Source organism: Paenibacillus sp. UNC451MF, from assembly GCF_000686845.1.
Taxonomy (GTDB): Bacteria; Bacillota; Bacilli; order Paenibacillales; family NBRC-103111; genus Paenibacillus_S.
On sequence record NZ_JMLS01000018.1, the window covers coordinates 1 to 25,350 of the forward strand.

The 25,350-nt window shown below is 45.9% G+C and carries 21 protein-coding genes and 1 other annotated feature; of the genes, 16 read left to right on the top strand and 5 right to left on the bottom strand.

Annotation, left to right across the window (positions count from 1 at the left end):
- Positions 1-246 (top strand): transposase (locus BP97_RS0117945; RefSeq protein ID WP_028550327.1); only part of this gene is annotated, 246 nt, incomplete at its 5' end.
- Positions 247-375: 129 nt separating this feature from the next.
- On the opposite strand, the gene cax is transcribed toward BP97_RS0117945, so the two are convergent.
- A complete protein-coding gene (gene cax / locus BP97_RS0117950; protein ID WP_442952376.1) occupies positions 376-1,410 on the bottom strand; it encodes a calcium/proton exchanger in 1,035 nt (344 codons plus the stop codon).
- 119 nt (positions 1,411-1,529) lie between these two features.
- Here cax and BP97_RS0117955 point away from each other — a divergent pair, with 119 nt between their 5' ends.
- Together BP97_RS0117955 and BP97_RS0117960 are read left to right on the top strand one after the other, a co-directional pair.
- The gene (locus tag BP97_RS0117955) at positions 1,530-2,315 is read left to right on the top strand and encodes an SDR family oxidoreductase (protein WP_028550329.1); all 786 of its coding nucleotides are present in this window, start codon (positions 1,530-1,532) and stop codon (positions 2,313-2,315) included.
- 87 nt (positions 2,316-2,402) lie between these two features.
- Positions 2,403-2,789, top strand: coding sequence for an Asp23/Gls24 family envelope stress response protein (locus BP97_RS0117960; RefSeq protein ID WP_028550330.1), 387 nt, complete (start codon positions 2,403-2,405; stop codon positions 2,787-2,789).
- Between the two features lie 95 nt (positions 2,790-2,884).
- Here the strand turns inward: BP97_RS0117960 and ftsW are convergent, their stop codons facing one another.
- Both ftsW and BP97_RS0117970 read right to left on the bottom strand, forming a co-directional pair.
- The gene (gene ftsW, locus BP97_RS0117965) at positions 2,885-4,060 is read right to left on the bottom strand and encodes a putative lipid II flippase FtsW (RefSeq protein WP_028550331.1); all 1,176 of its coding nucleotides are present in this window, start codon (positions 4,058-4,060) and stop codon (positions 2,885-2,887) included.
- A gap of 12 nt (positions 4,061-4,072) precedes the next feature.
- Positions 4,073-4,420 carry a YugN family protein gene (locus BP97_RS0117970; protein WP_028550332.1) on the bottom strand — a complete coding sequence of 116 codons (348 nt, stop codon included), beginning with the start codon at positions 4,418-4,420 and terminating at the stop codon, positions 4,073-4,075.
- Between the two features lie 202 nt (positions 4,421-4,622).
- On the opposite strand from BP97_RS0117970, the gene BP97_RS0117975 reads away from it, so the two are divergent.
- From BP97_RS0117975 to ileS, 4 genes are all read left to right on the top strand, one after another.
- Entirely contained in the window at positions 4,623-5,804 is a 1,182-nt protein-coding gene (locus BP97_RS0117975; protein ID WP_028550333.1) for a M20 family metallopeptidase, read from the top strand.
- A 119-nt stretch (positions 5,805-5,923) separates the two neighbouring features.
- The gene (locus BP97_RS0117980; protein WP_028550334.1) at positions 5,924-6,358 is read left to right on the top strand and encodes a CBS domain-containing protein; all 435 of its coding nucleotides are present in this window, start codon (positions 5,924-5,926) and stop codon (positions 6,356-6,358) included.
- Positions 6,359-6,557: 199 nt separating this feature from the next.
- Entirely contained in the window at positions 6,558-7,724 is a 1,167-nt protein-coding gene (locus BP97_RS0117985) for a Gfo/Idh/MocA family protein (protein WP_028550335.1), read from the top strand.
- 145 nt (positions 7,725-7,869) lie between these two features.
- Positions 7,870-8,125: a binding site (T-box leader), on the top strand.
- Positions 8,126-8,174: 49 nt separating this feature from the next.
- The gene (ileS, locus tag BP97_RS0117990) at positions 8,175-11,267 is read left to right on the top strand and encodes an isoleucine--tRNA ligase (protein WP_028550336.1); all 3,093 of its coding nucleotides are present in this window, start codon (positions 8,175-8,177) and stop codon (positions 11,265-11,267) included.
- A gap of 57 nt (positions 11,268-11,324) precedes the next feature.
- Here the strand turns inward: ileS and BP97_RS0117995 are convergent, their stop codons facing one another.
- The gene (locus tag BP97_RS0117995) at positions 11,325-11,846 is read right to left on the bottom strand and encodes a thermonuclease family protein (protein ID WP_028550337.1); all 522 of its coding nucleotides are present in this window, start codon (positions 11,844-11,846) and stop codon (positions 11,325-11,327) included.
- A gap of 165 nt (positions 11,847-12,011) precedes the next feature.
- On the opposite strand from BP97_RS0117995, the gene BP97_RS36790 reads away from it, so the two are divergent.
- From BP97_RS36790 to galU, 8 genes are all read left to right on the top strand, one after another.
- Positions 12,012-13,751, top strand: coding sequence for a DNA repair helicase XPB (locus tag BP97_RS36790; RefSeq protein WP_051620715.1), 1,740 nt, complete (start codon positions 12,012-12,014; stop codon positions 13,749-13,751).
- A complete protein-coding gene (locus tag BP97_RS0118005) occupies positions 13,748-15,775 on the top strand; it encodes a helicase-associated domain-containing protein (RefSeq protein ID WP_028550338.1) in 2,028 nt (675 codons plus the stop codon). Before BP97_RS36790 ends, BP97_RS0118005 begins: the two co-directional genes overlap by 4 nt.
- Positions 15,776-15,853: 78 nt before the next feature.
- Positions 15,854-16,315 carry a YlbF/YmcA family competence regulator gene (locus tag BP97_RS0118010; RefSeq protein WP_028550339.1) on the top strand — a complete coding sequence of 154 codons (462 nt, stop codon included), beginning with the start codon at positions 15,854-15,856 and terminating at the stop codon, positions 16,313-16,315.
- Positions 16,316-16,568: 253 nt separating this feature from the next.
- Positions 16,569-16,835, top strand: a complete 267-nt coding sequence (locus BP97_RS0118015; RefSeq protein ID WP_028550340.1) for a YlbG family protein — start codon at positions 16,569-16,571, stop codon at positions 16,833-16,835.
- 171 nt (positions 16,836-17,006) lie between these two features.
- Entirely contained in the window at positions 17,007-17,441 is a 435-nt protein-coding gene (locus BP97_RS0118020; RefSeq protein ID WP_028550341.1) for a hypothetical protein, read from the top strand.
- A 173-nt stretch (positions 17,442-17,614) separates the two neighbouring features.
- Entirely contained in the window at positions 17,615-18,526 is a 912-nt protein-coding gene (locus tag BP97_RS0118025; protein ID WP_028550342.1) for a selenium metabolism-associated LysR family transcriptional regulator, read from the top strand.
- 54 nt (positions 18,527-18,580) lie between these two features.
- A complete protein-coding gene (locus BP97_RS0118030) occupies positions 18,581-19,438 on the top strand; it encodes a PHP domain-containing protein (RefSeq protein ID WP_028550343.1) in 858 nt (285 codons plus the stop codon).
- The gene (galU, locus tag BP97_RS0118035) at positions 19,425-20,306 is read left to right on the top strand and encodes a UTP--glucose-1-phosphate uridylyltransferase GalU (RefSeq protein WP_028550344.1); all 882 of its coding nucleotides are present in this window, start codon (positions 19,425-19,427) and stop codon (positions 20,304-20,306) included. Before BP97_RS0118030 ends, galU begins: the two co-directional genes overlap by 14 nt.
- Before the next feature lie 68 nt (positions 20,307-20,374).
- Here the strand turns inward: galU and BP97_RS0118040 are convergent, their stop codons facing one another.
- Positions 20,375-22,174 carry an Rqc2 family fibronectin-binding protein gene (locus BP97_RS0118040; protein ID WP_028550345.1) on the bottom strand — a complete coding sequence of 600 codons (1,800 nt, stop codon included), beginning with the start codon at positions 22,172-22,174 and terminating at the stop codon, positions 20,375-20,377.
- Positions 22,175-22,397: 223 nt separating this feature from the next.
- Between BP97_RS0118040 and BP97_RS0118045 the strand changes: the two genes are divergently transcribed.
- Positions 22,398-25,187, top strand: coding sequence for a calcium-translocating P-type ATPase, SERCA-type (locus tag BP97_RS0118045; protein WP_028550346.1), 2,790 nt, complete (start codon positions 22,398-22,400; stop codon positions 25,185-25,187).
- Positions 25,188-25,350 lie beyond the last annotated feature (163 nt).

The window sequence follows — 25,350 nt, forward strand, 5'->3', positions numbered from 1 at the left end:
CATATTTGGGAAGATAGCAAGGAGCAAGTGCGATTAAACCGGTTGAGTAGATCCGGTAAGCGGCTTTACCAAAAACGAAAAGAAACGATTGAGCGAAGCTTCGCGGACGCTAAACAGCTCCATGGGTTTCGCTATTGCCGTTTGCGGGGGCTTCGAAATGTCACGGAGCAAGCGCTTATGACAGCAGCCGTACAAAACATGAAAAAGATTGCATTCCATCTGGAGCGGAAGGCGAAAGAGGCCTAGCCTCCCATCCGGCCTTCTCAAAATAGCCTCTAAATACAGAAAGAAACCCAACGTTTTAAAAAAACATGGGTTTCTCTACAATCTGAGTAGCCTTCTAATTGAAGGCTACTCTTTTTTGTTAGCGGCTTCTTATACCAAGAAAAAGGCGATACCTAGAATGCAGTAAACAACCAGAAGCAGAACGCCTTCGAACCAGTTGGTCGTTCCATCCTGGGAGATGGATTTGGCAATGATGACCGCCACTCCGATAGCGACGAGCTCAAAGGTACTAAATACGATGTTCATCGTTTTGCCGAAGAACATCGAGACAAGTACAAGTACCGGTGCAACGAATAGAGAAATTTGGAGACTGCTTCCAACGGCAATTTCTACGGCAGCTCCGATTTTGTTTTTGCGTGCCATCATGACTGCCGCGCTATGTTCAGCAGCATTGCCAATGATGGCTATGAGGAATGCTCCGACGAACAATTCGGATAAACCAAACTTGTGCGTTATACTTTCAAGCGTACCGACCAGCCATTCACTTTCAAATGCAACCATGGCGGTAGCAAGGACGAGGAACATTATGGAGGTTCCTTTGGACCATGCCGGCTCTCCGTGTTCAACAACTTCATCGGACAGTTCATTTTTGTGAGTAACCATTGAGAAAAGCAGCCAGAGCAGGTAAGCCACAATCAAAATAACGGCGACAAGAATGCTCATGTTAGATGTTTCAAAGCTGGTCAAGCTTTTGGCAAATGCAGCTGGAACGAACAAAGCAATGACAGCGAGAATCATCAAGGAGCCATTGTGACTGGCTAGTTTGACATTAAAGTGCTGCTCCTTATATTTCAGGCCGCCTACGAACAAGCTTAATCCAAGTACGAGAAGCAGATTCCCGATAATTGAACCAGTGATACTAGCTTTCACGATATCGAATAACCCGTCTTTGACTAAAAAGATGGCAATGATCAATTCAGCCGCATTACCAAAGGTGGCGTTTAAAAACCCCCCCAGACGTTCTCCGGCATAGTGGGCTACGCTCTCGGTGGCTTTACCTAAAAAGCCCGCCACAAACAAGATGGCGATACAAGAGATGATGAATTGAACTGTTGGGGAAGCCCAGCCGGAGTAGTGGGCGACGGCGCTGATGACAAAGCTTCCGATCAACCCGATTTTAAACATATGACGTTTCAAAACGTTCACCTCGTATGGTAAAGTAACCTTATTGAATAAAACCTATTCTAATATACCCATAAATTAGGATAAAGTAAACATGATTCCAGAAGGAGCGATAGGTAAAAATGGATCTAAAACTAGAAGGAAAAACAGCTGTAGTAACCGCATCCAGCAAAGGTCTTGGACGGGCTGTTGCAGAGCAGCTGGCTGCTGAAGGCGCTAACTTGATCCTTTGCAGCAGGAATAAGGAGGCCATTGATCAAACCGCTCAAGAGATCGTGAATCAGTATGGTGTTAAGGTGGAAGCCTTAGCTGTTGACGTAAGTCAAATCGAAGATATTACGAAGTTGATCGATCACGCTTCGAATCATTTCACATCCATAGATGCACTTGTATGCAATGCTGGCGGCCCACCAAGCGGCAGCTTCCTTTCATTCGATGACGCGGCTTGGGAGAAGGCCTTTTTTGGAAATATGATGAGTGTCGTTCGACTGATTAGAGGATTTCACCCTTTACTCGCAAAGCAAGGGGGAAGAATTGTTACGATCGCTTCTACATCCGTGAAGATGCCTATACCTGGTCTTGTCTTATCGAACACTTTCCGGACTGGTGTTGTCGGGCTGATGAAAACATTGTCGATAGAATTTGCAAAAGACGACATCTTACTGAATACGGTATGTCCTGGCCGAATTATGACCGATCGCATTATGGAGCTGGATTCATTAAAGGCCGATCGCGACAATCAATCCGTCGAAACCGTCAGACAGGCTCTCAGTCAGGACATTCCGCTCGGTCGCTACGGCGAACCGCACGAGCTGGCAACGATTGCTGCTTACCTGCTTTCGCCTCTTAACAGCTATATGACAGGGTCTGTTTTTTATGTTGATGGCGGAGCTGTGAAATCGTTGTAAACGTTGGTTAAACGTTAGTTTGCACAAGTTGATTTCCCGGATAGAAGTCATTACAATGGTACTATAACCCATTAAGGAGTGATCCGTATGTCCGAAGAAATTCAATCAGGTCTCATTCGCATTTCAGATGATGTCGTTTCGACAATCGCAGGCTTAGCTGCGTTGGAGACTCCTGGGATCGCCGCAATGTCGGGAGGCATATCCGAAGGATTAGCCAAAAGGCTGAGCGGCAAAAATGTACAAAAAGGCGTTTCTGTCGAAGTAGGTCAGGTAGAAGCAGCTATTGATTTGCGAGTCATTGTCAATTACGGTAGTAAAATCCAAGAAGTTTGTCATGATTTGCAGCTTAACGTACGTGAGGCTGTTGAGAATATGACGGGGTTAACCGTGGTTGAAGTGAATGTTAAAGTGGAAGGCGTTGCGTTCCGCGAAGAAGAGGCCGTTGTCGTGGAAGATCTACATAGAGTGAAATAAAGATTCCGCACCTCTTGCCCTGCGCAAATAAGACATCTCTAGCGCTGCTTTTTTGTAAGAAAGCGGACGACAGGAGAATAAAAAAAGAGAGCCGGTCAGGCTCTCTTTTTCTTGGTTGCTTCTTTTTCGGGTTTATTATACTCTCTGGACAAGCTTAACAAAATGCCAACACTGACCAGTGTAACCAGCATAGAGGATCCACCGTAGCTGATCAATGGCAGCGTAACCCCTGTAAGAGGAATACTTCCTGTGACCCCGCCTAGGTTGATCAAGGCTTGAATCGCGATCATTCCGACAATGCCTACACCTGCCAGTGTACCGAAAGAGTCTTTGCAGCGAACCGCTACGGTCAAACCTCTCCATAAGAAGGCGAGATATACGAAAATAAAGAGTGCCGCACCTATAAAGCCGAGTTCTTCGCCAATAATGGAAAATATGAAGTCATTATGCGCTTCAGGCAAATAGTGCAGCTTTTGTATCCCTTGTCCGAAGCCAGCTCCGGAGAATCCCCCATGCCCGAAGGCGTATAAAGACTGGATTAAATGATAACCGGAGTCCAGAGGATCCGCCCAAGGGTTCATAAATGACGTGAACCTGTCAATCTTGTAGCTTTTACCGCCAGATTGAATTAAATGAATTGCGACTGCAACGGCCAATACGCCAGCGCCTGATACCCCTAAGACGAACAAATGCTTCATGTTGGCACCGCCAGCAATGATAACAATGGCAGAGCACATGACCAATATCATCGTTGACCCGAAATCCGGCTGCAGCATGATAAGAGCGGATATGAATCCGACAATGACCAGTGCAGGCAGTAGTCCTTTTTGGAAGTCATTAAACTTGTCCTCTTTTTTGGTAATCAAATTTGCCAAGTATAATATGACGGCTAGTTTGGCGAATTCAGCGGGTTGTATCCCAAACCCTCCGATATAAAACCAGCTCTTGGCTCCATTAACTTCTCTACCAATAACGGGGACTAGAAGCAGCATGATAACAACAAAAATGAAGGCGGGCCTGACCCAGTTTTTCAGCTTGTTGAAATCGATATTCATACAAAAAAACATGGCTATGGTACCCAAAGCAATGAAGATCGCCTGACGAATAACGAGGTAAGAGGGATCGTTGACCGCAATCTTCGCATCGTCAATTTGTACAGTACGCACATACGCCATGCTTGCGCTGAATACCATAGCCAAACCGAAGCAAACCAGTAAAAAAGTTAAAAACAGCAGCAAAAAATCCGGAGTTCCTCTGCGCGGGGAAGTCATGACGACCTCCGCTTATTCAGACAGTTCGGTTTTAAGCTGCGACAGCTTTTGTTGTGCAACTTTCATTACAGAATCAGGGATTGGAGATTGATAATCCAAGCCATGCGGGAATGTAGCTACTCCAATATAGATGTCTTCTATGTAAAGAATAGCGTAAGGCGATTCCAGCTTCCCGGATTCGACACGAGTATTTATGCGCAAAAAGTACTCTTTGCGAGTCGCATTGTCAATGATTTTCAAATCGTAAGTGGCACGGTAGTATTCCCATTGCCAACGAACAAAGCCCAATTTTGCACTGCTTTCATCTAAATGGGCAAGATCGCTTTTTAGCCCTTTTAAGCCGCTGTTTTCAATAATCACTTGTTAAAGCCCTCCTAGAAAGTCAAGTCCATTTATTCTCATTTCTTTTTTCATGATAGTATGTTTCCCAAAGTTGTGCAAGCCTATTGCTAAATGTACAAGCGAAGTCGCAAGAAAAATTTGAAATTCTTGTGACACATGGATGAAAGAATGCACGGCATTTGGTAAAATAAAAAGAAATCAAAAACCGGAGGTAATAGCCATGGAATCCTTATTGAAAAAAGTGGACCTGTTATATCCGGAAATGGTGGGCTGGCGCAGGTATTTGCATCAGCATCCGGAATTATCGTTTCAAGAGAAAGAGACAGCTGACTTCGTAGCCAGGCACTTGCTGGAATGGGGAATTGAAGTGGAAACCGGCGTCGGGGGCAACGGAGTTATCGGTCGTTTAAAAGGTAGTCTCGATGGTCCGACCGTAGCTCTTCGTGCCGATATGGACGCATTGCCGATACAAGACGAGAAAGATTGTGAATTTGCTTCTAAAGTAAAAGGCGTAATGCATGCTTGCGGTCATGACGCTCATACGTCGACACTCCTTGGAGTTGCCAAGCTTATGGCAGAGCATCGCGATCAGCTGCGGGGAAGCATCGTATTTTTGTTTCAGCATGCAGAGGAAATAACTCCAGGCGGAGCCTTCAGTATGATTGAGGATGGAGCGCTAGAGGGTGTCGATTACGTATACGGAATTCATTTATGGACCCCGCTTCCTGCTGGGACCGCTTATTGTAAACCAGGCCCGATGATGGCTGCGGCAGATGAGTTTGAAATTGTTGTAAAAGGGAAGGGCGGACATGGGGGACTTCCTCATGAAACGATTGATAGTATTGCCATAGCATCGCATTTGGTTGTTAATCTGCAAACTATTGTGAGCCGAACTGTAGATCCAACTCAGCCGTGCGTTGTGACTGTAGGTTCTTTTCACAGCGGCACCAGTTTTAATGTCATTGCAGAAAGAGCTCATCTTAATGGAACGGTAAGAACGTTCGATCCTGAGTTAAGGCTGGAAGTCAAGCAGAGGTTCGAAACGATCGTGGAGCAAACCTGTCGCATGTATGGTGCCGACTTTACGATTGATTACAAATTAGGATATCCTCCCGTTGTTAATGATGCTGGAGAAGCGGAGAGATTTTATCGCGCCGCGGCCAAAGTCGGAGCCTTCGAAACGTCACCTCTTATTATGGCTGGGGAAGATTTCGCGTATTATCTTCATCACCGTAAAGGTTGTTTTATGTTCGTTGGAGCGGGAAACCCGGAGTTAGGCATTGTACATCCGCATCACCATCCAAAATTCGACATCGACGAATCGTCTATGGCTGCGGCGGCCAAATTGTTTATCAGCATGATTGAAGATTGCCAGAACGAATGGAATGCCGATAAGTGCTAACCGACACAGCGCATGTCACTTGAGGTTTCGGGAAATTCTATGTTTGCGCAGGAAGACAGACACAGGCTTTGCGGTGATTGTTTTCCTAAACCAACTAACTTCTTTGGGAGGGATTTTCCTTGAGTAGAACCTTGAAGGAAATTATGACGAAAGACTGCGCGACGGTTACTTTATTGGATAATGTTTATGAAGTTGCTGTTAAGATGAAGAAAGAGGATACCGGGTTCATACCAGTAGTGGACGGCCAAAAGCTGATTGGCGTTATCACAGACCGTGACTTGGTTATCCGCGGCTTTGCCGAGAAGAAGGAAGGCTCTACTGCAGTGAAAGAAGTCATGAGCAGCAATCAAATCACTTGCGCTTCACCTGAAACGACCGTAGATGAAGCGGCTAAAATGATGGCAAAGCAGCAAATTCGTCGTTTGCCAGTATGTGAGAACGGCAATTTGGTAGGCATTGTCTCCATAGGTGACTTGGCTGTACGGGATAAATTTGAGGATGAAGCAGGAGAAGCATTGAGTCAAATTTCTTCCAACAATAAAGTCACTGTGTAAGGTCTTCATAATATAAAATGATCGTAAAGCAAATCGTTCTTCCAAGTTAGGAGAGCGATTTTTGCTTTTATTAAGGAAAAGAAGAGAAATAAATGCTATTTTTATATTGTAATGTTCACGTGTGCAATATATAATAATGAGTGTAAATAGATTGTTAATAATTCTTATGAAAATAAGAAATGGAAGGTGAGAGACACGAATGGATAAAGTACGTATCGGTTTGATCGGTGTGGGCAACATGGGTAAAGGCCATACGGAATATTTGGTTAACAACCAAGTCAAGGGTGCAGAACTGACAGCCATTGTGGATACGGATGCTTCTCGTCTGGAATGGGTAAGAACGAATCATGGCAGCAAAAACATTCAATTGTTTGATAATTTGGATGCATTTTTTGCATCGAAAGCGTTTGATGCGGTAATCGTCGCAACGCCTCACTATGATCACCCTACTTCAGCAATTAAAGCGTTTTCTCATGGATATCATGTACTGGTTGAAAAACCTGCCGGAGTATATACGAAGCAAGTTCGCGAAATGAACGAAGCAGCTGCGAAATCCGGTAAAGCCTTCGGTATTATGTATAACCAACGCACAAATCCTCTCTACCAAAAACTAAGAGATATTATTACATCTGGTGAACTTGGAGAAGTTCGTCGCACTAACTGGATTATTACGAACTGGTACCGTTCCCAAAGCTACTATGATTCCGGCGGCTGGCGCGCAACATGGGCTGGCGAAGGCGGCGGCGTTCTAATTAACCAAGACCCGCATCAGCTTGACCTGTGGCAGTGGACTATCGATATGATGCCTAAACGTGTAAGAGCGTTCTGCGGCTTTGGTAAATATCGCAATATCGAGGTTGAAGATGATGTAACGGCTTATGTAGAGTACGAAAATGGCGCTACAGGCTTGTTTGTTACAACAACCGGTGAAGCACCAGGGACTAACCGTTTTGAAGTGACGGGAGACCAAGGTAAAATCGTTATCGAAGACGAGAAGCTGACCTTCTGGCGTTTGCGTACACCTGAGCCCCAGTTTAACAAAGAATTTAAAGGCGGATTCGGATCCCCTGAATGCTGGAAGTGCGAAGTGCCTATTAAAGGTGTGCCAGGACCAGGCCATAAAGGCATCACACAAAACTTTGTTAACCATATCTTGAACGGCACGCCATTGTTGGCCCCGGGTGAAGAGGGAATCAAAGGCTTGACGCTTTCCAATGCAATGCATTTGTCTTCTTGGACGGATAACTGGGTTGATCTTCCAATCAATGAAGATTTGTACTACGAGAAGCTGCAAGAGCGTATTAATAGCTCCACGTATAAAAAGGAAACTAGAGAGCTTCAAATGGACGTTAAAGGAACTCACTAATTTTTAGTGCATAAAATATAGCATTAAGAGGGTGCTCTTTTCAAAAGGGCACTTTTTTTTTGTATGTAAAGGGATCTTATCCTTTTTTGATTTATGACTTGACAGAACTATAATTTTAGTATATAACGTGTTATAAGCATATTGAATAAATTCGATGACGAGAAAGAGTAAACTATGATTTTGATCCCCAGAGAGCCGGTGATTGCTGAAAGCCGGTGTTCATGTCTTAGTTGAAAATCATCTCGGAGAAGTGAAGCTGAAAGTGCAATCGAGTAAGCTTAACCGGGTGTCCGCCGTTACAAGGAACACGTATGTTGGTACGTTGATGAGTGCCGCGCATTAGCTTTTTTCGGATTTGCGTGGAACAAGGGTGGTAACGCGAGCGATGACTCGTCCCTTCTGGGGACGGGTCTTTTTTGTTTTCATAATTACGTTTACGAGGTGAAGATGATGAGGAATGTAGACCCTAAGGAGAAAGCAAGAAACCGGGAGCTTCGGGTTCTCGAACAATGGCAGAAGCAAGAAACATTCAAGAAATCGATCGAAAACAGGAAAGGCAAGACGAATTTCGTATTCTATGAAGGGCCGCCAACCGCAAACGGTGCGCCTCATATCGGTCATGTTCTTGGCCGGGTTATCAAGGATTTTATTTGCCGGTACAAAACAATGACTGGGCATCAGGTACTGCGTAAGGCAGGCTGGGATACTCATGGCTTGCCAGTAGAGCTGGGTGTAGAAAAGCAGCTGGGTATTTCGGGCAAGCAAGAAATCGAACGATATGGTGTTACTAATTTCGTGGAGAAATGTAAGGCAAGTGTCTTTGAATACGAAAGGCAATGGCGGGAGCTAACCGAGGCAATTGGATATTGGACCGATATGGAGCATCCGTATGTTACATTGGACAACAATTACATCGAGAGCGTATGGTATCTGCTTTCTGAAATTCACAAAAAAGGACTTTTATATAAAGGTCATCGTGTAAGTCCGTACTGCCCGTGCTGTCAAACGACGTTAAGCTCTCACGAAGTGGCTCAAGGCTATGAGGATGTGAAGGACTTGTCCGCAACGGTGAAGTTTAGGCTTGCGGGCCGTGAAGAATTCATCCTTGCATGGACGACAACACCTTGGACATTGCCTGCGAATGTAGCACTTGCCGTGAACAAGCAATTAACTTATGCCAAGGTTAGGCAGAATGGCGAATTGTTCATCGTTGCTGAAAATCTGGTTGACAAGGTCATGAAAAGCGACTACGAGATCGTAGATACATTAAAAGGTGAGGAGCTGATTGGGCTTCATTATTCTCCTCCTTTAGCCTATGTGAAGGCTCAGAACGGTTATTTTATCATCGATGGTGAGTTCGTAACCGATGCAAGCGGTACAGGGATCGTTCATATTGCTCCTGCTCATGGTGAAGATGACTACAAGGTTGCTATGAAAAACGGAATCAGCATGTTAAGTGTGGTAAATGCGGCAGGACGCTATGTGGATGATGTGACTGATCTTGCTGGCCGATTCGTCAAAGATTGCGATGTCGATATCGTGAAGCTGCTCTCCGAACGTGGACTGCTTTACTCCAAGGAAAAATACGAACACAGCTACCCGTTCTGCTGGCGCTGCAAATCACCTCTGCTGTACTACGCTACAGAAAGCTGGTTTATTCGCACGACGGCTGTCAAAGATCAGCTAATCGCCAATAACCGCGAAGTAAAATGGTATCCAGAACACTTGCGTGACGGTCGATTCGGGAACTTCTTGGAAGAACTGGTCGATTGGAACATTAGCCGGAACCGTTATTGGGGCACTCCTTTAAACGTCTGGGTTTGTTCGTGCTGTAAGGGAGAGTATGTACCGTCTAGTGCTGCTGATTTGAGGGAGAAATCTATTCATGAAGTACCTGCTGATCTGGAGCTGCATAAACCTTTTGTGGATGAAATCAAGTTGAAATGTCCTCATTGTGACGAAGGAACGATGGAACGTACACCTGAGGTCATCGACGTATGGTTCGATAGTGGATCGATGCCTTTTGCTCAGTATCATGTGCCATTTGAAAATAAGGAATTGTTTGAGCGTCAATATCCTGCGGATATGATTTGTGAAGGGATTGACCAGACGAGGGGATGGTTCTTTAGCTTATTGGCCGTTTCAACGCTGTTTAACGGAAAAGCACCTTATAAAGCGGTTCTTTCAACAGGACATATCCTTGATGAGAACGGCCAAAAGATGTCCAAAAGCAAAGGGAATGTTATCGATCCATGGGAAATCATTAACGATTATGGAACGGACGCTTTCCGTTGGGCGCTTCTGTCTGATAGTGCACCATGGAATAGCAAGCGGTTTTCCAAGCAGATCGTTGCAGAAGCCAAATCGAAGGTTATCGATACAATTGTTAATGCGCATGCTTTTTACACGTTGTACGCTTCCATTGACGGCTACAAGCCGCAGGAGCATGATAACGTGCAAAGCGACAATATTTTAGATCGCTGGGTGCTTTCCCGCTTAAATCAATTGGTTGTAAATGTAGGAAAAGGGCTGGAAGCAAACGACTTCTTGAACCCGGCCAAGGCGATTGAAACCTTTGTAGATGAAATGAGTAACTGGTACATTCGCCGTTCCAGAGATCGATTCTGGGGCAATGGTCTAACAGAAGATAAGCTTGGTGCTTACCAGACGCTTCGCTCGGTCCTCATAACGCTGGCGAAGCTCATGGCGCCTTACACTCCTTTCTTATCCGATGACCTGTATCTTAATTTAGGCGGAGAAATGGAAAGTGTGCACTTAGCTGACTATCCTCAGGCGGATGCAGGGCAAGTAGATATGCTGCTGGAGCAGGATATGGAAACGGTGCGAAATGTAGTGGAGCTTGCTCGTAACGTTCGTAACGAAAGCGGAGTGAAGACTCGACAGCCGTTATCCGAGCTTATAGCCGCTCTCGACCGATCTATGGATTTATCCGGCTATGAAGCTATTATCAAAGAAGAGATCAATGTTAAATCAATAAGAGTGGAAACCAGCGCGGATGGATTAGTCGATTTTGCTTTGAAGCTGAATTTAAAAACGGCAGGGCCTAAATACGGAAAGCAGGTGGCGGAGCTGCAGCAAGCATTGCGCGCAAAATCTGCCAAGGAGGCTGCAAACATTGTTCATTCAGGCAGCTATCAACATGTTCTAAGCAGCGGTGAAGTGATTGATGTATCGCTTGAGGAGCTCTTGGTAGAGAAGGTTGCCAAACCAGGATTTGCCTCCGCTTCTGGTTACGGTTTGACGGTAGCGCTCAACACAGAGCTGACGCCTGAGCTTGAACAGGAAGGACTTGTGCGGGAATTGGTACGTGCAGTACAAGATTACAGAAAACAGCTTGATCTTCCTGTCGATAAACGGATTGATCTGGTATTGGACCTGGATCCACAAATGAGAGAAGCGGTTGAACGATTCGAGCTTGTGCTTAAGGAGAATGTGCTGCTGAATGTCTTCGAATTTGACCGGCAGGACGGAATGGAGTACGTGACTGCGGGGGATCGTAAAGTAGGTTTATTAATCAAATAATAAGAAAAAAGCGGAAGCGCGCAGGCGTCTTCCGCTTTTTTTTACAATGGTTGTATCTTATTTCTTTTTATCAAAGGCGGCGTCATAGTTTTTCCAAAGGCCTTTTTGCTGCTTGCGTGCCGCTTCTTGATCTTTTTTGAACTGATCCACATATTTCACATTTGGAGGGAATGTCGCCATCCGTGCGTAGCCTTCTTGTACTAGGGTACGATTATATAGCTCATCGCCAATCCATACATACGCAAGATAACGGTCGTATTGATCACGTTTTTCCACGTCCCACTCCAACTCGACGGTTTTGTTTTCAAGACGCTTTTGAGTATAGTCCGATGCTTCCTTGCCATAGAACATGACAGGGGTATTTGCTTTTTTGGTCTCTGGTGTATCGACGCCAATGAGCCGCACTTTTTCTTTTTTGCCATCTTTTTTGATTTCGAACGTATCTCCGTCGACTACGCGCTCAATCGTAACCGATTCCCGCCCTGCTTTGGACGAAGCGGCTTTTTCCTTACAACCTGTCAGCAGAGCTGACAAGCATAATAGCAGCATGACGGCTGCAATGATCCCGAATTTTTTCATTTTGTCCCCTCAATCCGATGATAATCTTCGCTAATTTCTAATTGTAGTGCCTACTGAATCTTCTTGTAAAGTGAACAATGTTTAAATATTCCTGTTTCCCCTCATACTAGAATGAATAAAGTATTCGAGTAAATACGACAAAGTTCGGGGAGGTTACGAGACGAGATGCAGATCGATTCGAAAAGGCCGCTCATTGTGCAAAGTGATTTTACAATATTGCTGGAAGTGCGCCACCCTCAATTTGATGCCGTACGTGCCGGATTAGCCCGGTTTGCGGATTTAGTCAAAACACCGGAGCATATTCACACATACCGGATGTCGGCATTGTCACTATGGAATGCAGCCGCGGCTGGAATGACGACACAAGAAATTACCACGTTTCTAGAAGATAATGCCAAGTTCGGCGTTCCCCATACGATTAAACATGATATTAGACGGTTTGTAGAGCGGTACGGGCTCATTCGGATCGAAAGCTTGGGCGAAGATCTACTGCTTATTTCCGATGATGTGGAAGCGATAAAAGAAATGGTATCATTCAAATCGCTTCGCTCCTATGGTCTGTGCCAAGTAGATAACAAAACACTTCGTTTTTCCGCAACCTACCGTGGTGCTTTAAAACAGGAATTGATTAAGCTCGGTTATCCAGTCGAAGATTTGGCCGGCTACAGTCGCGGTGAGGAGCTGCCGATTCGTTTAAAGCCGGAGAGTATGGCAGGCAAGGAGTTTCAACTAAGGGATTACCAAAGCTCCGCGGTAGATTCGTTTTATCGTGAAGGCAGCTTGCAAGGTGGAAGTGGTGTTCTTGTATTACCTTGCGGAGCGGGCAAAACCATTATTGGAATCGCGGCTATGGGCAAATTAAACTGTGCTACATTGATACTGACAACTAATAGCACTTCCGTTCGGCAGTGGAAGCACGAAATATTGGATAAAACGGATGCGACCGAAGAAATGGTGGGAGAATATACAGGCAAAATGAAGGATGTACGTCCTATTACCATTGCGACCTATCAGATATTGACCTATCGCAAATCGAAGGACGATTTGTTCAAACATATGGATTTATTTAATAAAAGAGATTGGGGCTTGATCGTATACGATGAAGTGCATTTGCTGCCGGCTCCGGTCTTTCGGGTAACGGCGGATATTCAAGCAACAAGACGGTTAGGCCTTACCGCTACTCTCGTGCGGGAGGATGGAAGGGAAGAAGATGTATTTTCTTTGGTAGGTCCGAAACGGTATGATATGCCGTGGAAAGAACTGGAAGGAAAAGGGTGGATCGCTTCCGTTACTTGCACGGAGATTCGTGTGCCATTACCAGACGGAGCACGGGATCAATATATGACAGCCGAGTCTCGAGCCCAAATGAGGATTGCAAGTGAGAATCCTGCCAAATTCGCCATAGTTGACGAGCTCCTTGAGCGTCATAAAGGAGATCAAGTTATTATTATAGGACAGTATATTGATCAGCTGAAAGACATTTCCTCTTTTACCGGAGCACCGTTGATCTATGGTCAAATGCCACATGAGGAGCGGGAAAAGTGGTATTGTAAATTTCGTTCGGGAGAGCTTTCCGTAATCGTCGTCTCCAAGGTTGCCAATTTTGCCGTTGACCTTCCTGATGCATCCGTGGCTATACAGCTCTCGGGGAGCTTCGGATCGCGGCAGGAGGAGGCACAAAGATTGGGACGTATCTTGCGTCCCAAAGAGGGAGTGAATAAAGCGAGCTTTTATTCCATTGTAAGCTCGGATACGAAAGAACAGGATTTTGCTCTCAATCGTCAGTTGTTTTTGATCGAACAGGGGTACACATACCGTATTGAAGAACGTGTGCCAGAGGCCGATTCAGTCAATCAGTTGAAGGCTGTTTACTCAGCGGACGGACAGGAGGCTGCACTGTCATGAATCAAGTTGATTATATTGCCATAATGCCGCAGACCTTGCGCAAGCAGATAGAAGCTGAGGCTGCTTATGCTCCTTGGTTGAAGCAAGGGCATACGTTGGAGAGTATGTCATTGAATCAGGTCATCATGGAAACGGTATATAACCAAATGACATTGCAGGAACAGCAGGTGCTCCGGCTGATTGTAACGACAATCGGCTGTGAGCCTTTTGACAGTGGGAAGCTCGAAAAGCTTGCGGCTCCGGTTATGTCAGGCGCTGATACAAGAGTTGGTCTTCTGATGCTGCTGAAGAAAGGAATATGTTTTGCCTTTCGCAAATCCTGGGGAGAGCATGTTTATAGGATGGCACTAGATGGTCTTGCTTTATGGCATAGGATTCTATTTATGGATGCAGTAGAAGAGAGCTGTGAAGCATTAAAGCCTGCTTATGTCGAGCTGTCCGAAACAGGTGGAAAAGGACTGGCTGAAGACATATTCCAGAGCATGGTTTACATAGGACAACAACAGCTGAAGCTAACCAAGGGAGGCACACTCCCAAAAAGACAGCTTCAAAAACTTGGAGAACAGCTCTCGCTTCGCGATGAATGGTTCCAAGGAACCGGCATAAAATATGTCTATGCAGATATATATTCATTAAAAATTGCTGTCATTATGGAATGCTTGACTCGATTGCAGTTGATGGATCTAGATCATGAACAGCTTGGGTTGAATGAGGTTCATTCCAGCTATTGGCTATCGCTAAAAGAATCTGAGCAGACCAAAGCTTTATATCAGCTCTGGAAGTCTGTCTTGTTTCCTGGGGAGGCTTGGATGCAGCATGCCGTTTTCTGGCTGGAGTGGCAGCCAACCGGTGTGTGGATTTCTTCACAGAGTCTGAAGCATTGGCTGAGCGCTCACCAGTTGATGCCTATCGAATCGGATATTGAGAACCAAGGGAATGGCTTTGAAATGTTGGAGCAGCAGTGGCTTCTGCCGCTTATCGCCTTTGGATGGATGGAAAAGGGATGGGATACTGCTGGGGATGCGTGCTATCGATGGCGTAACCATCCGTTGAATCCGGAATTAACGGAGGATGAGGACGTTCGTTTTTATGTACAGCCGGATTTTGAAGTGCTGGTCCCTCCCGGCGTATCTTTCTCGGTAAGATGGGAGCTGGCTGTATTCTCGGAGCAGTACAAATCCGACGCGGTTTCTGTATATAAACTGAATAAGGAATGTATGCAAAGAGGTCTTGAAAATGGTCGTTCATTCGAGGGGATTATACATTTTCTAGAGCGGCACGCGTTGTATGACATACCGGATAATGTGAAACTGACTCTGGAGCAATGGGCGAAGCCGTTCGGTCAATTGCAGTTCTCCCAAGTAATTTTGCTGCGCTGTGAAAACACGGATGTCGCGGATAGGGTGAGGAAACTTACGGTATCGTCAGACTTTTTCCTTGAAGCGGTTGGTGAACTGGCATGGATTGTAAAGTCCGATCAATTGGGTTCTCTAAGGGCGATGCTAGATAAGGCGGGCTGGATACCGGGAAAAATGGCGTTGCTGGATGGTACGGTCTCGGAAGTGGACAGTACGGGCAGCAGTGGCGGTCATATCATGAAGGTCATGGAGAATACGGAAAACGGGGATATAGCATTTCTTGAGCGTGAACCGGAAATGGCTGCCAAGGGATTTATATATTCCCGACATAACATTGCCTATTTTGAGATGGAGCAGAGGCTTCCTAATATTGCCGAGCTGTACCCCGACCTGAACGGAATTCCAACGGGATGGATGAAGGATTATCGGACCTATCATGCTTCTACACGAAGGGAGATCGTTGAGAAGGCGATGGAATGGAAAGCGGCCGTACAGGTTCGGCATAACGGCAAGGATCGATTAATCGCTCCGAGGAAGCTTCAGGAAACTCGCGGAACGTGGAGTATGACCGGGTTAGAGCCTTCAGAATTGCAGGAAATATGTTGGCTAGCCGATGATTGGCAAGAAATGAAGATTATTTTGCCTGGGATAAATGATAAATATTGATGCAACAAATGAGCTCAATGTATGGTATGATAGACTTGTCCGACCCAATAAATATTTCGTGATGAGGCAGGTGCTACTATGGCAGTTATTGAAGCTCAAGCATTGGACATGTCTGCCATTTTGATGCAGGCTTACGACTTGGGAGATTTAATTAAAGATTCCGCAGAGACAGCGGATTATTTATATTGGAAGCAGAAAAAAGAAGAGGACCCTAAGGTGCAGGAGCTGTTGAAGCAGTTTCAGAAAAAGAAAGAACTGTTTGATGAATGCCAGCGTTTCGGTCATTTTCATCCGGATTATCATAGCGCACTGGAGCAGGCTCAGTCGATTCAGAGTCAGTTAGATAATTTGGAGGCGGTTAGCCGATTTAAGGAAGCGGAACAGCGTCTGGATGATTTGCTGTTCACGGTTTCTGAATTGATAGCCCGCAGTGTTTCTGAGACGATCAAGGTACCTAGCAACGACCCGCTTGCGGCAGGAGGCAGTTGTTCTTCAGGAAGCTGTTCCACTGGAGGATCCTGCTCTGGCAGCTGCGGATAGTATTTAAACGGCTGGTTGGAGGGCCGCAGTGTCCTCCACTTGCTCTTCTTTGATTCCCCTTTGCATTATCTGCTTTCTCTGAATGAACCTTCATGCAAGACTACATACGGAATTGCTGCCACAGCATCATCGGGCACCCGAATATGCCAGCGCTTCCAAGCACACATTATACAGAAATTATTAGATGCGGACCGGCAATTCCGGTTTGGCATTCTTTACTTTATCCTTATCTATAGAAAGAAGGTATGACCCTATGTTCACGGATCGAAGTGGTCTTATAGTATGGTTTAGCGATATCAAAGCCGCGGCAAAGCAGCTCGAACGATATGGAAGCGTTCATTTCATTTCCAAGAGAATGCATTACGCCGCAATGTACGTCCACAGCAGTAAATTAGATGAAACGACCAAACAGCTGCAAAAGCTGCCATTCGTTAAAAAGGTAGAGCGTTCGTACCGAAACGAAATCAAAACCGAATATACAAGTAATATGCCTGACAAAACCAGATTTTACACCCTATAAGAAAAGTCCATACAACTAGAGCAAAAGCTTCTTTCAAACGGAAGCTTTTTTTGTTTTCTTTTCTAAAGATTTTTTTATTTGGAATCACCTATTAAATCAAGTAAAATGAAATTATATAAAATTTGTACATAGGTAAAAGGGACTATTTTACTGGGTGAGGGGTTGTGATTTATGAGAGATAAAGCAGCACACCGTTCAAACAACTGCGAACCGTACTATGTTGCCCTTGGTGATAAAAAAATTACGGATATCGTAATCACAAATCATGCTCGGATCCGTTGGACTGATAGGGTAGAAAACCAGAAAACCGGGTACGACGACATCTGCGATTTTTTATGGAGCAAGCTGAAAGAAGGTAAGATTAAGTCTTATTATAAGAATGGTGAGGATGTCTACCTCGTTGATGATGACCTTGTCATGGTTGCTGAATTTACTCCCGATGATTCGGAGCCGTTCACTGGGCATCGGCTGCAGCGTATGATTATTGTTACATTCTTAGGCCGAATGTCCGAGACGATTGAATTGAGAGATTTGAAGTCCTATTATTCCTGGTTACGGCATTCGCGCCGAATGACACTGATAAAAAACAGCCGCAAAAGAAGGTAAGCGCCTTCATTATATGGATATGAGAGCTTTCCGACTGTTGGATGCGGAGGGCTCTTTTATATGGAAATAGAGCACGTCCGCTCTATTTGACAAGGTTTGGACAGCTTCTCTTTTGAGGGGCTCTTTTCTTTGCTATAATAGGGCTACCATGCAAGTTGGAGGTAGTTGGAGAGATGGCACTTAATTTTCACCAGCTTCATATTTTTTATACGGTTGCGGAAAAAGGGAGCTTTTCTCACGCTGCTCATGCGCTTCATATGACTCAGCCCGCAGTGACGATGCAGGTTCAGTCGCTTGAGGATTATTTCGGTACCAAGCTATTTAATCGTTCTACGAAAAAAATAGAATTGTCAGAAGCCGGAAGGACGCTTCTGCCTTTTGCCAGGCGTAGTATCGATTTGATGAAAGAAACGGATGTAAATATGTCCAAATTTACTCATATGCTCGAGGACAGGCTGTATTTGGGTGCCAGCATGACCGTAGGAGAGTACATATTGCCGCGGCTTCTCGGACCTTTTGGCAAAGAGTATCCGAATATTTCGGTAAGTATGAAAGTCATTAACACTAGGCAAATATTAGATGAGGTACTGAACCATCAATTGAATTTCGGGTTGGTTGAAGCGGAGGTTCATCATCCCGATGTCCATACGGAAGCGGTTATGAATGACGAGCTCATGCTTATTGTTCCTCGTGACCACCCTTTAGCTGGGAAAGGTACGGTCAGTCTGGAAGAGGTTTTACAGTACCCTTTTGTTTTGCGCGAGCAGGGATCGGGTACGAGAAGGGTTATGGAAGAAGAGCTGTCCAGAGCGGGCTTCGATCCCGGAGATATGAAGATCGTTATGGAGCTTGGAAGCACAGGTGCGGTCAAATCAGCGGTAGAAGCGGGGCTTGGGATCTCTATCTTATCGCAGTCCTCCGTTAAACACGAGCTGGCTCTAAATGTGCTTGAGGTCAAAAGGATAGAAGGTATTCAGTTTAAGCGAAGCTTTTATGCCATTTATTTAAATTCCACGATCTTACCGATTGCTGCCGTTACTTTCGTTTCGTTTTTACGTGAGCGTGATTTAAGCCAATGGATTTAGAATTGCTCAATCAATAATTTAGGTTAGTATTATAAAAATAGGGGGTTGAAACCAATGCTATATGCTGATTTACATAGCCATACGCTAGCATCCGACGGGACACAACCCGCATCAGACAATGTGAGAATCGCTTTTGAAACGGGATTAGGGGCAATTGCGATAACCGATCATGACACTGTAGCAGGGGTTGACGAGGCTCTGGAAGCCGGAAAACAATTAGGAATTACCGTAGTCCCTGGTGTGGAGGTTAGTACTTTATCGAAGGGGCAGGATATTCATGTGCTGGGGTACTATATCGATCATCACAATGCTTTGTTTTTGGAACGGTTAGGCGAAATGAGGAATGTGCGTGATCGACGCAATGAAATGATGCTCGAACGTTTGAATGAGCTGGGCTTGTCAATGACTATGGACGATGTGAAGGCATCGCTCATTCAATCCAAAAAAGCAGATGAGACCATAGGAAGGCCGCACATTGCCGATGCCTTGGTAAGAAAAGGATATGTCGCATCCATGACCGAAGCGTTTGACCGGTACTTGGGTAAAGATGGTGCCGCATATGTCAATCCGCCGCGCATAGGGCCTACTACTGCAATTCAATGGATCTTGGAGGCTGGGGGCGTTCCTGTACTGGCTCATCCCGGATTGTATGACCAAGACGAATTAATAGAGGAACTAGCCGCGAATGGCTTGGCAGGCTTGGAAGTATATCACTCCGATCATTCGCCAGAGCAGGAACAACATTATAAACAGATTGCTGAGCGCCATGCTTTGATTATTACAGCTGGCTCCGATTTTCACGGTGAGAGGAATGGAGTGGTATTTCACGCTCCTATCGGTTCTCGAAAAGTGTCCGTGGATGTTGTCGATCAGCTAAATCAAGCAAGGAGGAAAGCACATGAACGTTCGTAAAGCTATCATTCCCGCAGCCGGGCTTGGTACCCGGTTCTTGCCAGCAACCAAAGCTCAGCCTAAAGAAATGCTTCCGATTGTCGATAAGCCGGCAATCCAGTATATCGTTGAAGAAGCGATTGCATCAGGCATCGAGGACATAATGATTGTTACTGGAAGGAATAAACGGGCAATTGAGGATCACTTTGATAAATCCGTTGAGCTGGAAATGATGCTGGAGGAGAAAGACAATCAAGAGCTTCTGGATATCGTACGCAAAGTATCTAATTTGGCCGATGTTCACTATATTCGTCAAAAACAGCCTCTCGGTCTTGGTCATGCGGTTTTATGCGCGCGTAAGTTTATTGGGAACGAGCCTTTTGCGGTGCTGCTTGGCGACGATATTATCCAATCGGAGCCGCCTTGCTTGAAGCAAATGATCGATCTGTTTGATCAAACCTCGACCACTGTTATTGCGACGCAGGAAGTGCCATGGGAGGATGTTAACAAGTACGGGATCGTATCGCCTTCTCAGCGGTCTGGCCCCTTCGCGTATATCGATGATCTCGTAGAAAAACCGGATCGTGAGCACGCGCCATCCAATATGGCGGTCATCGGCAGATATATCATTACTCCTGAAATTTTCGGCATATTAGAGAGATGTGAGCCTGGACGGGGAGGGGAAATCCAACTGACGGATGCTCTGCGCATATTAAATCAGGAGCGGCAGATGGTGGTATACCCTATTCAAGGCAAACGATATGACGTCGGTGACAAGTTAGGCTATATTGAAGCAACAATTGAATTTGCATTACAAAGAAAAGAACTTCAAGGAGCGTTAAAGTCCTACTTGAGACAGTTAACGGAACCATGGAGAGACAATGGTTAACTAGTAATCAACAAAAAAGACCGGGGAACCGGTCTTTTTTTGTTGTGCTTTGAGAAGTTGAGATAATGCTATTTTACTTGGACAGGCATTCGTTTAATTGCATCGGAGTCAGGTGTGACGAACAATGTTTTTTGATGATCATAAATAACAAAGCCGGGCTTAGCTCCACTTGGCTTGCGTACGTGCTTGATGAAGGTGAAGTCAACGGGCACTTGGCTTGATTCCTTGGCTTGGCTGAAATAAGCGGCCAGCTGAGCGGCTTCGCGCAAAGTCTGTTCACCGAACTGCGGGCTTCTAATAACGACGTGAGAGCCGGGGATATCCTTCGTATGCAGCCAAGTATCGGCGGATTGAGCCAAACGATTCGTCAAATATTCATTTTGTGTATTGTTTTTGCCCACATAGATTGGGATTCCTTCACTGGACGTGAAGCAGGATAACGAAGGCTTTTGGTTGGCCTTCTTTTTGCGCGATTTCTTGTTTCGGTCGCGAATATATCCTTGCTCCACCAGCTCTTCGCGGATTTCCTCGATATCGCTAAGCGAGGCAGTACCAAGCTGCTGTAGCAATCCTTCCAGATATCGGATTTCTTCATGTGTCTGCTGCAATTGTTCGTTGACGGCAATGAGGCTGTTTTTGCTTTTTGTGTACTTCTTGAAATAGCGTTGTGCATTTTCGGAGGCTGTCAGCAAGGGATCCAATGCAATCTTTATAGGACGCTGTTCTTCATCGTAATAGTTGATCACTTCGACTTCTGTATCGCCTTTTTGGATTAGATGAATCGAAGCCGTCAGCAGCTCTCCTAAAATTCGGAATTTATCCGCATCTTGCCCTTCCTCCAACGTTTCCTGCAGCTTATCGATCTTCTTAACATTTTTGCTTCGTTCGTTTTGGAGAAACCTAAGTAAGTCTGATACCCGCTGCTTGACGGTATCCCGCTCCGCTTTATCCCCATAGAACGCTTCAAGACATTCGCTGATGGATTCATATTGAGTAACAATACCTTGAATATGAGACAACTCGGTAATAGAGAAGTAAGCTTTGCCATTAGCTTCCCGCTCGCATATGTTCGGCTGCTGTCGTTCTTCGCGCAGCTGCTCAATCAGTGTATGAAACGGCTCCCACAACAGGGCTGCATTAGCCTCTAGCGGGTTATCTGCCGTTAGCTGCGAGCTGCAGCGGTATACTACCTCCTTGGCCACAAGTGGACTAAAGCCGCTGAACCTGTTCACGATTCGCTGCTCCCAGGTTTCGTCAACAGGTGGAGCTGGAGGCTTTTCAAACTCATCGTGTTCTTGAACAGCCAGAGGGGTTGTAAGGCTTGTAATAAACCGCTCCTTATCTACATGAAAAGGGTGTTCCTTGTGCTGCTCAGGCGGGGACACATATTTGCTGCCCGGCATGATGATTCGATAGCTGCTTATAGCAGGAGTAACATGATGGATTCCATCGATAATGGTTCCGGTTGTCGGTTCAACCAAAATAATGTTGCTATGACGCCCCATTATTTCGATGATAAGCGTTTTGCTGCTTAGATCGCCTAATTCGTCGCGCTGCCGTATTTGCATATGAATGACCCGTTCAAGACCCGGCTGAGTAATGCTCTCGATAATACCGCTCTCGCAATGTTTGCGAAGCAGCATACAGAACATAGGTGCTTCCAACGGATTGAGGAAACTTTGCTCTGTGAAATGAACCCGTGGATAGGTAGGGTTTGCCGACAGCAGGAGCTTCAAGTTGCTCCCTTGAGCTCTCATTTGCATGACGATATCATGCTCGGATGGCATATGAACTTTATTAATTCTGCCGCCTACACAACGCTGAAGCTCTTGCACCAGGCTGTGAACGACCAGTCCGTCTAAAGACATGTTGGGGACAACTCCATTCAATGAATCAAGAATAAGAATAACTTTGGTTATGCACCATTCTCTATCATGCCATATTTTCACTAAAAACTTAAGTGTGTTTTCCTTTGTGCTATTTTGCAGCTTGTCTGAATACATTTACTAAAAGAAGCTGTCCATGTTGTGATGTTCCATGCAGTAGAGGCATCGCAGCATCGGGTACAACCTTTTGGGAGGGAATGAGCAGATGGGTCATAAGCAGTGGTATCAAATGACGGCAGAGGACATTTTGCAATTGCAGCAGATCGAACCGTCACAAGGGCTCTCTTCAGAAGAGGCCGAGAGGCGATTAAAGGAGAACGGCCACAACGAACTATCCGAAGGGAAAAAAATATCGCCGATATCCCTTTTTCTAAACCAGTTTAAAGACTTTATGGTGCTGGTACTGATGGGAGCGACGTTAATTTCCGGACTCCTGGGAGAATATCTGGACGCTATCACCATCATCGCCATTATTATCATGAACGGTATCTTGGGCTTCATTCAGGAGTTCCGTGCCGAGCGGTCACTTCGAGCCTTGAAGGAGCTGTCAGCGCCACATGCGAAGGTGCTGCGGGGAGGCATAATCGAGCTGGTTCCTGCTAAGGAGCTCGTTCCCGGAGATGTAGTTGTAATGGAAAGCGGGGACCGGATACCTGCCGATCTTCGGTTTCTTGATGCAAATGGCTTGTACGTGGAAGAATCGGCTTTAACTGGAGAGTCGGTGCCTGTAAGCAAACATACTTCAGCGCTTCAAGCAGAGGAAGTACCGTTAGGCGATCAGCGGAATCTTGGCTTTATGGGAACCATGATTACGCGGGGAACGGCCAAAGGGATTGTAGTGCGTACGGGTATGAGTACGGAGATGGGGAAAATCGCTGATTTGATTCAAAGCACAGAGTCCATGGATACTCCGCTTCAGCACCGCCTGGAGCAGTTAGGCAAAATTTTAATTATTGTAGCTTTGGCTTTGACTGTTCTAGTCGTTGTGGCAGGTATCGTTCATGGACAAGAACCTTACGGTATGTTCTTGGCTGGTGTCAGCTTGGCGGTTGCCGCCATTCCGGAAGGGCTACCGGCCATCGTTACGATTGCCCTGGCCCTTGGCGTTCAGCGGATGATTCAGCGAAAAGCGATTGTGCGCAAGCTGCCCTCTGTCGAAACGCTGGGATGTGCATCGGTCATTTGCTCTGACAAAACAGGGACACTGACGCAAAATAAAATGACAGTAACCCATCTTTGGTTGGGTGGAAATATTTTGGAGGTAACCGGCGACGGATACGCTCCCCATGGAGATATTCTTCATAAGGGAACCCATGTTGATCTGAAAAAAAATCAGATGCTGCGGAGGCTGCTGCAAGTATCGGTGCTGTGCAACAATGCCGTTCTCGTAGAGGAAAAGTCGGAAACCAAACGCAAAAAACAAGCGGATGAGGAAGCAACAGTCTCCTCATGGAATATCAAAGGGGATCCAACCGAAGGAGCGCTTGTTGTGCTCGGAGCCAAAGCTGGAATGACTCATCAATCCATCGAAGGATTGTACAGAAGAGTAGGAGAATATCCATTTGACTCGGAGCGCAAGCGGATGTCGGTTTTGGTTGAGCATCAAGGCGGGCGGATGGTATGTACGAAAGGGGCTCCAGACGTACTTCTGCATCAATGCAGCTATGTGCTCTGGGACGATAGAGTGATCCCTTTTACCCCTACACTTAAGCAAAAGGTGCTCGCAGCCAACGAGGGAATGGCAAACAATGCGCTGCGCGTCCTCGGGGTAGCTTATCGAGAAGTGAAGCCCGCGGAACGATGCGATGTGGAAGAAGAGGTTGAAAACGGTCTAGTCTTTATCGGTCTGACAGGAATGATTGATCCGCCTCGCAAAGAGGTGAGAGAAGCGATCTCCAAGTGCCGTAAAGCCGGCATCAAGACGGTCATGATTACAGGTGACCATCAATCTACTGCTGAGGCTATTGCTAAGCAGCTAGGCATTCTTCCTCCAAATGGTGGCTTAGCGCTTAACGGACAACAGATTTCACAGCTGTCGGATGACGACCTGGATGCGCGTGTCGATGATACGTACGTTTACGCACGGGTATCTCCCGAGCACAAGCTGCGGATTGTTAAATCCCTTCAGCGTAAAGGACACGTTGTTGCCATGACGGGTGACGGAGTTAATGACGCTCCTGCGATTAAAGCTGCAGATATCGGTATCGCCATGGGCATCAGCGGTACAGACGTTTCCAAGGAAGCATCAGCACTTGTTCTGAGTGATGACAACTTCGCAACGATTGTTGCTGCAATTGAAGAGGGACGCGGTATATATGAGAACATTCGCAAATTTATCCGTTATTTGCTAGCATCCAATGTGGGTGAGATCATGACGATGTTCCTGGCGATGATGGCTGGTCTTCCTTTGCCGTTAATTCCTATTCAGATTTTGTGGGTCAATCTGGTTACCGATGGCCTGCCAGCTATGGCTCTTGGTGTGGATCAGGCGGAGAAGGATCTCATGCAGCAAAAGCCGCGTTCTGCGCGGGAAAATATTTTTGCTAGACGTCTCGGTTGGAAAATTATTAGCCGCGGCATATTGATCGGTGTGTGCACCTTGGCTGCCTTTATGATCATGCTGCATCAGGGAGGCAAAGACGAAGCCGGGGTGCTCGTGAAGGCTCAGACCGTTGCTTTCGCAACATTGGTCATGGCGCAACTGATACATGTCTTTGATTGCCGCAGCTCACGTTCGATCTTTCACCGTAATCCATTGCAGAACCGTTATCTTGTTCTAGCAGTTATCTCATCGCTCCTGCTTATGCTTGCTGTATTATATGTGGAGCAGCTGCAGCCCATTTTCAAAACGGTACCGCTCGGTTGGAAAGATTGGATCATTGTACTTATTTTTGCCGGCATCCCGACCTTCTTTATGGGCATCGGCAGTGTGATGAGTAAGCCTTCCAAACGCAAAACGATCCGTTACGGCAGCGCAAAGCCGGCGGCAAGATAAACATAATTGGAAAGACCGGTGAAAGGGAAAAAAGCCCATGAGCCGGTTTTTTGCTTTTTAGCCCGAAATAGGTTAAAATTTTGCGGAAAAACTATGCATTACCTTGTTTTTGCGTTATGATAATGGCTAAACCAAGAGAATACGGGAGCAGGATGGAAAGCAG